This window comes from Bifidobacterium sp. MSK.17.10 (assembly GCF_019129655.1).
Lineage (GTDB): Bacteria > Actinomycetota > Actinomycetes > Actinomycetales > Bifidobacteriaceae > Bifidobacterium > Bifidobacterium adolescentis.
Window position 1 is genome coordinate 18,789 of the sequence record NZ_JAHOJD010000007.1, and the last position, 11,422, is coordinate 30,210.

9 protein-coding genes are annotated in these 11,422 nt (G+C 60.6%); 7 read left to right on the forward strand and 2 right to left on the reverse strand.

Annotated elements, in window-relative coordinates; all coding sequences use genetic code 11:
- Nucleotides 1-162 precede the first annotated feature (162 nt).
- Nucleotides 163-1,158: a G5 domain-containing protein gene (locus tag KSX58_RS07540; RefSeq protein WP_034984031.1), complete on the reverse strand. Its 996-nt coding sequence runs from the start codon at nucleotides 1,156-1,158 to the stop codon at nucleotides 163-165.
- A 158-nt stretch (nucleotides 1,159-1,316) separates the two neighbouring features.
- Nucleotides 1,317-1,721 carry a thioredoxin gene (gene trxA, locus KSX58_RS07545; RefSeq protein ID WP_003806768.1) on the reverse strand — a complete coding sequence of 135 codons (405 nt, stop codon included), beginning with the start codon at nucleotides 1,719-1,721 and terminating at the stop codon, nucleotides 1,317-1,319.
- Nucleotides 1,722-1,918: 197 nt separating this feature from the next.
- Here trxA and KSX58_RS07550 point away from each other — a divergent pair, with 197 nt between their 5' ends.
- From KSX58_RS07550 to KSX58_RS07580, 7 genes are all read left to right on the forward strand, one after another.
- Nucleotides 1,919-2,539, forward strand: coding sequence for a DUF4916 domain-containing protein (locus KSX58_RS07550; protein ID WP_085393436.1), 621 nt, complete (start codon nucleotides 1,919-1,921; stop codon nucleotides 2,537-2,539).
- A 72-nt stretch (nucleotides 2,540-2,611) separates the two neighbouring features.
- A complete protein-coding gene (locus KSX58_RS07555) occupies nucleotides 2,612-3,472 on the forward strand; it encodes an alpha/beta fold hydrolase (protein WP_085393435.1) in 861 nt (286 codons plus the stop codon).
- Nucleotides 3,473-3,619: 147 nt separating this feature from the next.
- A complete protein-coding gene (gene nudC, locus KSX58_RS07560) occupies nucleotides 3,620-4,717 on the forward strand; it encodes an NAD(+) diphosphatase (protein ID WP_011743826.1) in 1,098 nt (365 codons plus the stop codon).
- 149 nt (nucleotides 4,718-4,866) lie between these two features.
- Entirely contained in the window at nucleotides 4,867-6,699 is a 1,833-nt protein-coding gene (locus KSX58_RS07565) for a L,D-transpeptidase (protein WP_237976474.1), read from the forward strand.
- A 55-nt stretch (nucleotides 6,700-6,754) separates the two neighbouring features.
- Nucleotides 6,755-7,159: a glycine cleavage system protein GcvH gene (gene gcvH, locus KSX58_RS07570; RefSeq protein WP_033500058.1), complete on the forward strand. Its 405-nt coding sequence runs from the start codon at nucleotides 6,755-6,757 to the stop codon at nucleotides 7,157-7,159.
- Nucleotides 7,160-7,432: 273 nt separating this feature from the next.
- Nucleotides 7,433-8,644, forward strand: a complete 1,212-nt coding sequence (locus KSX58_RS07575; RefSeq protein WP_217752061.1) for an App1 family protein — start codon at nucleotides 7,433-7,435, stop codon at nucleotides 8,642-8,644.
- A gap of 148 nt (nucleotides 8,645-8,792) precedes the next feature.
- Nucleotides 8,793-11,243, forward strand: a complete 2,451-nt coding sequence (locus KSX58_RS07580) for a S9 family peptidase (RefSeq protein WP_217736153.1) — start codon at nucleotides 8,793-8,795, stop codon at nucleotides 11,241-11,243.
- Nucleotides 11,244-11,422: the final 179 nt, after the last annotated feature.

Here is an 11,422-nt window from a genome sequence, read left to right on the forward strand (position 1 = left end):
CCAAAAGGGCCGCGATAAAAGCGATGAATGAATTGCGTGCATAAACAACCGTAACGCCATGAATGGCCTGCATCTTTCCATATGAAATATAAAAGAGGCATATAAGACAGGAGAGGCTCCGCACAATGTGTGCGGAGCCTCTCCTGTCTGAAAAACTAAAACTCAGTAGCAGTGGTGGGCTTGCCAGTAGGTGTAGGCGCCCTGGATGGAGCCGTAGCGCTGTGCGCAGTAGCCCCAGAACCACTTAAGCTGGGTCTGGTAGTTGGTGGCCCAATCGGCACCGGCGCTCACCATCTTCGAACCGGGCAGCGCCTGCGGCAGGCCGTACGCGCCGGAGCTTGGGTTCGTGGCTGCGACATTCCAACCGGACTCATGAGAAATGATGTACACGGTGGCGGTGAAATCGGCCTCGGAATAGCCGCTGGACAGCAGATAATCGTGAGCCCACTGCTGCATTTCGCCAGCCGGCACGGTGGTGCCGATCGACGCTGCGGCCGCGGACGGCGTGGACGAGGAGCCGGTGCCGACGAGGATCACCTTGTCGGTCGGAGCCTTCTTCACGAAAGAGCTGATCATATTGGAAGACATGACCTTGCCGCCGGACTTGGTGACGAGGTTCGTGGTCTCCATAACACCGTTCGCGCCTTCGGTCTCGACCTTCTCCTGGCCCTTCGGCAGGCTGGAGGTCTCCTTCTTGACCGTGTTGAACGCGATATCCGTATCAGACACCTCAACGGAAGCGCCGGCACGTTCGATCTTGATGACGGTGTTCTCGTTCACCTTCGTATCCAAAGACGGGGAAACGGTGTCTTCCGTATCAAGGGTGATGTCGCCCGCGTCAAGCACGGACTTCACGTCGGTGAAATGCATGCCGGGAACCACGCGGGTCTTGCCGTTGATCTTCACGGTGACGTACGAAGTATCTCCGGAAAGCGCCTCACGGGCGTTGCCACGGGAGGCTTCGATGCTGTCGGTGACGGAATACGCGGTGACCTGCTTGGCAGGAGACTTCTCCGCGGTGGCGTACAGATTATGCGACACGATGCCGCCAGTGGCCAACAGCCCCACTGCCGCAACCGTTGCGACAATCTTCACCATCTGAGATTTGCCCGGCAAGGCAAACGTAGTTGGTTGGGCATGTTTCTTATGGCTAGCCATTCTGCTCCTACATCGGGTACAATTCCTCGGCGGATTCCGTGCCTAGGGCACGGCGCACAACCGCTAGGGTTCCGCCGGAATGCGCGCAACTGCATATAGTCTACCGCACCCCAAGGAACTTGAAGATAACGTATGCAACGCGCAGGCGACGGGCCGAATCATCGTTCCGACTGACTACTTGGCGTTTTCACTTTGGCGTCTCCGCTGGAAGCGGTGTCCCCATCGGAAGCGGCCGCATCCATATCCAACGCCTTGGCCTGGCTGATCAGATCATCCAAATCGGAAGCGCGCAACGCGCCGGCCTGCTGGAAGATGATCTGCTGCTTCTTGACGACCATCAGCGTCGGCACTGCCTGAACCTTGGCCGCGGCGGCCAGATCGGGATTCTGATCGATATCCACCTTCGCGAAATAGACGTCCGGATTCGCCTCGCTTGCCTTCTCGAACGTTGGGCCGAATGCACGGCACGGACCGCACCACGTGGCCCAGAAATCCACGAACACCAGATCATTGGATTCGACGACCTGGTTGAAATCCTGCGAAGTGACTGCATGCGTTGCCATATGCGTTCCCCATTCCCCGGCTTACGCTATAAGCCGATTTCAAAAAACAATATCGTGCAATGCTGCGCAATATTGCGAAAGCCCGTTTGCGAAAAGTATATAGCCGCACGCCACGCAAACACACTGCCGCACCCGATTGCGCTATGGGAAGAATCGGAAGCACGTGACATTCACATGCCGTGCGTGATAATGGAACCATGCCAGTGATGAATGATGAAGTGCCCGACGAGGGCGATTTCGACGCCAACCGCCATCGCGGGGAATTCGACGACATTACGCCGGAGGATTTCATCCGCGGAATGGGCAACCCTCCGGGATGGCTCCCATCGGACGAAATCAACCGCATGCGCCGCGAAATACCGATTCCGTACGTCGTGGTCGTGCCGGTGCGCACCGACGATCTCGGCAGGGTGGCGCAAATCGGCTCGCTGCTGCGCGTCACTGACGACGGCGGCATCGAACGCACATTGATCGCCGGACGTGTGCTCTACCACGAATCGTTGCGTGAAGCGGTGGCGCGCAACGTCGCAAAAGATTTGGGCGATATCGCCCTGCCGCAGCTGCCGATCAGCCTGCAGCCGTTCACCGTGGCCGAATTCTTCCCGACACCCGGCCTGTCCGACTATTACGATCCACGCCAACATGCGATCGCGCTGTGCTACGTGGTGCCGATCGCTGGCGATTGCAAGCCGCAGGACGAGACGCTCGATGTGGAATGGGTCGACCCGTCCGGAGACATGCTCGACACCTTCGTCGGGCAGATGGCCAATGGTTACGGCACCATCGTGCGGCAGGCGCTCGCATGGACCGGCAAGTAGGACAAGCCGCGCACGCGAGGCAAGAGCTAGTCAAACTAGGCGAATAGGCAGATAGGGGAGGATTAGAAAAATATGACGATTGAACTGAACAACAACATATATACGGACGGCGGCAACGATACCGAAACCACGCCGGTGGTGCTCGTGCACGGCTTCCCGGTGGACCACCGCATGTGGGACGAGTGCGCGGCGGCTTTACGCGACCAAGCTGTGAAACAAGGCGTGAAACCATTTGCGATCTGGGCTCCGGACATGCCCGGCGCCGGCGAAGGACCGATTCCGTCCGACGAAGACAGCGGCGGCAAGGACGCCGACGGCGCGTTCCCATACGGACTGGACCGCATGGCGGACGCGTACGTGGGCCTGCTGCACGCCGCCGGCTACGGCAAGGCCATCTGGGTGGGCCTGTCGATGGGCGGTTACCTGATTCTCGACATCCAACGCCTGCATCCGGAAGCGGTGGCGGCGCTCGCCCTGTGCGACACGAAAGCCGACGCCGACTCCGCCGACATGCGATTGAAGCGCGTCGCAATCGCCACCGACTGCGAAACGACCGGCACACACGAGCCGGTCATGGGATTCGCCGTGCCGTCGGAAGCCGACTCCACCGTGAAACAGTCGGACGCCTACTGCAGGCAGTTCGAAACGTGGATCAACGAACAGCCCGCCGACGGCATCGCCTGGCGCGAACGCATGGCCGCGGGCCGCCCCGACCTGAACGACGTGCTGCCGAACATCAACGTGCCAGTCGCAGTAATCTGCGGCGACAAGGACCCGTCCAGCCCGCCGGCAGTGATGAAGCCGGTCGCCGACGCGATGACGAAAACCGACGTGACGATGACGGTGATCGACGACTGCGGCCACTTCAGCGCGTACGAACACCCCGACCAGGTGGCCGCCGCGTTGCTGGAACTGGTGAAGCGAGTCGGCTGAGCCGGCTGCGACGATTATCTGTGGCAGACCATCCGGCGTATCGACAAGATATAGAGAAAATATATAAAACGTATATACGAAATATGTGCTACGTATGTATAACGAATATATTCCGTATATAACACGCATGAAAGAGGCAACACAACCATGAGCGTGTTCTCGCCACTGGCATTGACGCAGACCCTGCCGTTCCTGCCACTCGCCCAAGGAGACATCGACTACGAAGTGGCACGACGCGGCGAACCCGACCTGTTCGCCAAAGTCCTGGCGGAACCGGCAACGAAAGTCATCCTCGTCAAAGACGGCAAAGTGGCCGTGCCGCACGGCCAAGGCGCCATCGCCGACTACGCCAACGTGAAAATGCGCCTCGCCCAACTGCCGGGCGCGTACGTTGCCGCGGAACTCGAATCGCACCCATCGGCGCTCGCCATATTCCTCGGCTCGTACGGCGGACGATTAGGCGAGCACGTCGTCGCCGTGGACGTGACGCACGTCCAGCCGAACGATACGACGATTACGGCTGCGACGGCTCGCAGCGGGGGAGCGGACGACGCGTTCGCCGAAGTGCCGGCGCACGAATCGCAGGAAAACGCGAAATCGCTGCTGGAAAGCGCGGCAACCCGATTCGACTGGGTGGACCTGCGCGGATTCGCACCCCACGCCAGCGCACGCGAAGCCGGACAGGCAACCTCCGCCATTTCGCTCAGCATGTGGCACGCCCGGCAGCGTCACTGCCCGACGTGCGGCGCGCCCGTCGAACCAGCGCTCGGCGGCTGGGCTCAGCACTGCACAAACGATGAGGATGGCAATCGTTTGCTGTTCCCCCGAATCGAGCCAGCGGTGATCACCGCGATCGTTGACCATGATGACCGTCTGCTGCTGCAGCACAACAGCGCATGGCGCAACAACGGCCTGTACTCGGTTTCGGCCGGATTCGTGGAGGCTGGCGAAAACCTGGAGCACGCATGCCGGCGCGAAGCCAAAGAGGAAGTCGGCATCGAAATAGGCGAACTCAAATACCTCGGCTCCCAGCCGTGGCCGTTCCCCTCGTCTCTCATGATGGCGTTCAAAGGCGTGGCGGTCACCACCGACGTGCACGTGGACGGCGAGGAAACGTTGCAGGCGCGTTGGGTCACACGCGACGAATACATGAGCGAACTGGTTTCGGGACGTATGGAGGCTCCGGGCAAAGCCACGATCGCACGCTACATGATTGAGGAATGGCTCGGCCACGACCTGCCGTGACAAGACCTGCCATTAAAAGGTGGTATCGGCTGAGCCTGTCTTCGGGGCGGTTGCCGGGGGAGCTTGTTTAGGTATTCGTTTGGGCACTCGTCTGCGTATCATGCTGCATGGTATGTACCGTTAAGAGAGTGAATGAGGAAACCACATACATGTCTGATAGAAGTGGGCAGAGCGATACGGACAACAGCTTCGCCGGCATCTCGTTTGAAGGGGTGAATGCCGTGCCGCCGCAGTCTGGTGAGAACGGCGATACGATCAATCTTGCCGACGTGGCCGATGTGTCCGAACAGGATGACGTGTCCAACGCCGCCACCGAGACCATGCCGCCGTTGAATTTCGCATCGGACCAGACCCAGCCGTTCCAGTCATTCCCGACGGCTGGTGCCGCCGAAACCACGCCTGCCGGAGCTGTCCCCAACGGAGCTGTTCCCACTGGTGCCATTCCTACCGGTGACATGCCCTCATCCACGCCCGCTCCCGCCATTCCCGTGCTCACCATGCCGGTCGAAGGAGAAGCCGTCGTGGCCAAGAAACGCAAACTGCCACTGATTATCACCGGAATCGTGCTCGCCGTACTGGTGGTCGCCGCGATCGCCGGCTTCTTCACCGCACGCTGGTACTTCCAAGACAAGGCCGCGCCGGGCGTGACCTTCGGCGGAACCAGCGTGGCCGGACAGACCGCCGACCAGCTGAAAAACACGGTGACGGCCGCCGTGAAGAACACCACCGTGAACATCAAGGACGGCAACGGCAACAGCGCTTCCGGCAGCCTGAGCGACCTCGGCGTGAGCTACAACGTCGACAAGACGGTCACGGAACTGCTCGCCGCTAAGCACCAGACCAACGGCGCACTCGAATACATCAACGAAGTCAACCCGTTCGTCAAGAAGAACGTGCCGCTGAACGCCAAATCCAACAAGCTGGCCCTCAGAACGTTCGTCACCGACAAATTCGTGCAGGACACCGACCGCGCGGTACCGTCCACCGCATCGTACGATGTCAACGCGCACGCCTTCGTCGCAGTGGAAGGCCGCGGCGGCAGGTCCCCGAAGGTGGACAACGTGATCGACACGGTCGCCAAAGCCATCGCGAACCCGGGGCACAGCGGCAGCGTGACGATTACGTACGAAACCATCGACGTGCCGGTCGCACTGCCTGAAGCCCAAAACGTGGCCGACCAGGCAAACGCGCGACTGAATGCGCCAATTGTGCTGGACAACGGACAAGGCAAGACCTTCCAGATTCCAGCCGAAGTCGTGGCCTCATGGCTGAAAACCGACGCCGACCTCGAACACGGCACGCTTTCGCTGTCCTACGATGACAACGCCATCACCAACTACGTGCAGCAGCAGGTCCCAGCCCAGCTCAACCAGGACGCGGTCGACCAGGAAGACGCCGTCGACAACAGCGGCAAAGTGCTGGCCACCATCGTCAAAGGCGTGAACGGCGTGAAGGTCAAGAACATGGAGGCGCTCGCACCGAAGATCGGCGAAGCGCTCAAAAACGGCCAAGGCGCCACCATTCCGGTGGACGGTGATGTGCAGAACTTCAAAACCGTGCAGAAGAAGAGCGAATACCGCATCGTGGTGGACCGCACCGCGCAAACTGCCACCGTGTATCATAACGACGAGGCCGTCAAGACCTTCCCGGTGTGCACGGGCACCACCGGCAAGCACGAAACCGACCTGGGCACCTTCTACATCTACCTCAAGTATCAGATCCAGGACATGACCGGCCTGAACGACGACGGCTCGCGCTACCTGTCCAAGGGTGTGAAGTGGGTAAGCTACTTCTACGGCGGCGAAGGCTTCCACACGGCAAGCTGGAACAATTACGGCATCGCCCACGGCGACCCGGCGCACTACGGCTCCCACGGCTGCGTGAACATGTACGAAGCCGATTCCAAGTGGATCTACGACAACTGCCCGGAAGGCACCATCGTGCAGGTAGTCGGCGCCATGCCATCCGGACCGGTACGCTGACCCGTTACGCGTGGCGCGGGTGCGCGGCGTTCGCATACGCCGTACAATGGGCGGCATGAGCGAAGCAAACGATAGCAAAGTGAACCTCGACGTGCCCGAGCACCTCGAATACTCCGACGAGCACGTGTGGGTGGATTCCTCCGTTGAACCCGCCATGGTGGGCGTTACCGAATACGCCACCGAACAGTTCGGCGAACTCGTGTACATCGATTTGCCTGAAGTCGGTACGCAGGTCGAAGCTGGCGACGAAGTGGCGGAATTCGAATCCTCCAAGGCGGTCACCGCGCTGGTCTCGCCGGTGGCTGGCACCATCCGCTACGTCAACAACGAGGCTGCGGACGATCCGAGCATTGTGACGGACGATCCGTACGGCGAGGGCTGGATTTTCAAGATCGAGCTTGAGGATGACGAGCCTGACCTGCTTAGCGCTGACGAGTATGCCAAGATTGTGGCTGACTGAATAGCACGGACGCCTAGTTTTAATTACGGCTGCGGCCGGCGGGTGCGATGCGCGGCACACTCAAGGCCGTTCGGCCGGGCTTACGGTCGCGCATCGCACCCGCCGGCCGCAGCCTTTTTATGGGAAGTGCCTTGCGGGGCCCTGAAAGTTCCCTGATTTTCTCGGTGGCGTTACTGTTTGTTCGAACGCGACCTCTATAGTGGGCATATGAGTGAAATTCAGCCGTTGCCGCAGTTCCCGCCGCAGCACGACCAGCAGCGCGAACAGCAGCGTATGGGGGAGCGGATGGACGATTCTTGCGATGACATGCCCACCGTGCCGATTCCGGCACGCAAGGTGGTCACCACCTTCGACGCGGCCTCCAGACATGAGCGTCTTGAAGTCAAACCGCCGCTGACCAGGCTGTTCCGCCGCACGATCACCAAAGCATTCAGTGTCTGGCTGAAATTCTCGACCGCATTGGTGCGGTCGCTCGACTGGTATCCACGTGTCGAACCCTACGTCGGCTATGGCACCGAACACTACTCCCGACTGATTTGCCGTACCGTATACGGCCCGTTCAAACGGCAGGCCGGCCGCCTGATTCGCGGCATCCGTGGCATGCTGATGGTGCCGTCCCCGCATACCAAAGTGCGGATCGCCATCGATGACGTGCCCATCGAAACAGTGCAGGTGGGTGCGTCGGAAGTATACGACGCGATCGACAGCAATCCTGATATTTCCAGCGAATTCGCGGCATCCGACGATGCCGGCTACCTCGACCTCGTGGCCGAGCATTCGCTCGAACCGGGCATCCACAACGTCTCGTACAAAGTGCGCAGCCGCAAGCCGGTCAACGCCAATCTTTTCACCATTCCCAGCGGCACCAAAGTGGGCGTGATCTCCGACGTGGACGACACCATCATGGTCACGCAGGCGCCGCGTCTGATGAAGGCCGTCTACAATCTGCTGCTGCTTAATCCGCGCAAAAAAGTGCCGGTGGCCAGCATGAACCTGCTGTTCAACCGCATCGCGGACATGTTCCCGGACGCGCCGTTCTTCTACCTGTCCACTTCGCCATGGAATGTGGAAAGCTCGATCCGCCATTTCATTACGAACCACGGTTTTCCGGAAGGGCCGCTGCTGCTGCGCGACCTTGACCCGAGGCCGAAAACCTTCATTCCGTCGGGCGTGCAGCACAAGCTTGAATACGCCGAGCAGCTGATGGCGGATTTTCCCGATATGAAGTTCATTCTGATCGGCGACGACGGGCAGAAGGATCCGACCACATACGCCACGATCGCACGCCGCTACCCGGGGCGTGTGCTGGCGATCGGCATCCGGCAGCTGTCACCGCGCGAAGTGACCGGCAATTTCGGTTCCGTCGCCGGGCGCGTGGCCACGCAGCCGATGCCGGTCACCGACGTGCCGGTATTCACGGGAACGACCGGATCGAACATCATGAAAACCATGCTGCCGTTCCTGAAACAACAGATGGGCGTCTGACTTTTTCGTACGCCCAGAGCAGGGGTTGCGTGCCGCGTGGGATTGGGAATGCAATGCCGGTATAATCGCGTGCATGACTGATTTTCGGGGTGAACAGGGCGCAACGGGCGCGCGAGAAAGCGACGAAAGCGTGCAAGACAAATGCGGGATGCCGATCGCGAAGCGTGTGCCGAAGGAGCGCGTATTCCACGGCGACACCTTCATCGACGAGTACGAATGGCTGCGCGACAAGGAATCGCATGACGTGCAGGATTACGTCGCCGCGCAGAACCGGTATTGCGAGCAGCGCATGGAACCGTTGAAAACCCTACGCTCCACACTGTTCGACGAGCTCAAGTCGCACGTTCAGGAAAACGACATGTCCGTGCCGACACGCATGGATGGCTACTGGTATTTCGTACGCACCCAGGAGGGCCAGCAGTATGCGGTGCAATGCCGTGTGCCGATTCGAAGCGCAGACGATTGGGATCCGCCAACCATTGAAATCGGCGTGCCTATCGACGGCGAACAAGTGGTGTTCGACACCAATGCCGAAGCGCAAGGCCATGATTTCTTCCGTATCGGCGGCATGGATATTTCCAAAGACGGACGTTGGATGCTGTACGGCACCGACACCAGCGGCGACGAACGTTACGATTTCCGCATCCGCAGCTTGGAAACCGGCAAGGAACTGCCGGAAGTGTTCAAGGGCATCGGTGGCGCCTGCTTCACACCGGACGCGCAATGGGTGTTCTATGTGAAGCTCGACGACGCGTGGCGTCCATACGCGGTGATGCGCCACCGCGTCGGCACCCCCGTGACCGATGACGTGGAGGTGTACCGCGAGGCGGATGAACGCTTCTGGGTGGGCATCGGACTGTCCTTCGACGAACGGAACATCGTGATCGGCACCGGGTCGAAAACCACCACCGAGGTGCTGATGCTGCCGGTGGACACCCCAGAGGGCTCGTTCCGGGCGTTCATTCCGCGCGAAACCGACGTGGAATACGATGTGAGCTTCGCCTGCTTCGAAGGCGCGGGGGAGCATGGCGAGGATATTCCGCTCGCCGTGGTGTACCACAACGCGTTGAATCCGAATTTCGAGATCGATGTGATCGATATGCGGACGCACGAGCCTCCATACCGGCTGGGCGAAGGCGTGCGCGTGGCGGTCGGATCGCCCTACGGTTGCGAGCATGGCGACGACGTGGACCCCGGCGCCTCCTCCATGCCGATCGGCACCCCGTATTCAAATCCCTGCAATCCCGCCATTCTGCAGGGCGCGCACGGCTTGGGCATCGAGGGTATCTCGATCCATCGGCATTTCGTCGCATTGCAATACCGCGCGGAAAGCCTGCCGCACATCGCGGTGATGACGAAACGGGCCGCCGCCGAGGATTTCCTGGCCGGCCGGCCATGGCGGTTCACCGAACTGGTGCCGCACGCGCTGGAGGACGATTGGGACGTCGACGAATCCGTGGACGAGATCAACGAGGAACGCGCCGAGATCTGGGGCAAACTGGACGCGGCCGCCGCCGCGCAAGGCAAGGGATCGGCCGTGCATGGCGTCTCGCGTCGGGCGATGACGTCGTCGGACGGCGCCACCGCCGACCGCATGCCGGGGGAGACGCGCCGCCTGTATTCGATCGGCGTGGGTGGCAACCCCTCGTATGACGCGCCGCGCATGCGCTACTCGTTCGCCAGCTACACGCGCCCCGGCGAGCTGCATGACTACGATCCGGACACCGGCGAGGACCGTCTGCTCAAACGCGCCACCGTGCTGGGTGGTTTCGATCCGCGCGACTACATGGAACGCCGGGTGTGGGTCACCGCGCGCGACGGCGAACGCATCCCCGTCTCGCTGGTATGGCGGCGTGACGTGCCGACCTGCGATTCCGCCATGTTCATCACCGGCTACGGCGCGTACGAGATCAGTTCCGATCCGGGATTCGCGGTGTCACGCATCAGCATGCTCGACCGCGGCGTGCTGTACGCCGTGCCGCACATCCGCGGCGGCGGCGAAATGGGACGCGCCTGGTACGAGCAGGGGCACCTGCTCAACAAGAAGCATTCGTTTGAGGATTTCATCGACGCCACGCGCGCGCTGCAACGCGCCGGACTGGCCTCGCCGCTGCGTACAGTGGCGAACGGCGGCTCGGCGGGCGGCCTATTGATGGGGGCGGTCGCCAACATGGCTCCGGAATGCTATGCGGGCGTGGAGGCGGATGTGCCGTTCGTGGACGCGCTGACCTCGATCCTTGATCCTTCGCTGCCGCTGACCGTCACCGAATGGGACGAGTGGGGCGATCCGCTGCACGACGCGGATGTGTACGCGTATATGAAGTCGTACACGCCATACGAGAATGCGCCAGATAGTGAAAATGACGAAAGAACTGCCGTTTTTCCGAAAATTTTCATTACCACATCCATGAACGACACCCGCGTGCTGTATGTGGAGCCGATGAAATGGCTGGCCCGGCTGCAGCATGCCGGTGTGGACGCCGTGGCGAAGATTGAGGTTGAGGCTGGTCATGGGGGTACGTCTGGAAGGTACAAGCAGTGGGAGGAGATCTCCTATGAGAATGCTTGGTGTCTTTCGATGATGGGTATCACGCATTGATCCGGTTTGTGGGACCTTTCATGTTCGGATGAGGTCGGTTTCGGAACGGTCTGTTGTTATGTGACGGGGTGCACCGTATGGCGCACCCCGTTTTGCAAACGCTTCCATTTGCAGTTTGTTTCATGAAACATTGAAACAGGTCGGGTGATTGTTTTCGGCGTTTCTTGCAGAATCCTCCG

Excerpts from the sequence above, each read along its gene's own strand:
- KSX58_RS07540 (WP_034984031.1), bottom strand. The coding sequence starts at position 1,158 with ATGGCTAGCCATAAGAAACATGCCCAACCAACTACGTTTGCCTTGCCG.
- trxA (WP_003806768.1), bottom strand. The coding sequence starts at position 1,721 with ATGGCAACGCATGCAGTCACTTCGCAGGATTTCAACCAGGTCGTCGAA.
- KSX58_RS07550 (WP_085393436.1), top strand. The coding sequence starts at position 1,919 with ATGCCAGTGATGAATGATGAAGTGCCCGACGAGGGCGATTTCGACGCC.
- KSX58_RS07555 (WP_085393435.1), top strand. The coding sequence starts at position 2,612 with ATGACGATTGAACTGAACAACAACATATATACGGACGGCGGCAACGAT.
- nudC (WP_011743826.1), top strand. The coding sequence starts at position 3,620 with ATGAGCGTGTTCTCGCCACTGGCATTGACGCAGACCCTGCCGTTCCTG.
- KSX58_RS07565 (WP_237976474.1), top strand. The coding sequence starts at position 4,867 with ATGTCTGATAGAAGTGGGCAGAGCGATACGGACAACAGCTTCGCCGGC.
- gcvH (WP_033500058.1), top strand. The coding sequence starts at position 6,755 with ATGAGCGAAGCAAACGATAGCAAAGTGAACCTCGACGTGCCCGAGCAC.
- KSX58_RS07575 (WP_217752061.1), top strand. The coding sequence starts at position 7,433 with ATGGGGGAGCGGATGGACGATTCTTGCGATGACATGCCCACCGTGCCG.
- KSX58_RS07580 (WP_217736153.1), top strand. The coding sequence starts at position 8,793 with ATGCCGATCGCGAAGCGTGTGCCGAAGGAGCGCGTATTCCACGGCGAC.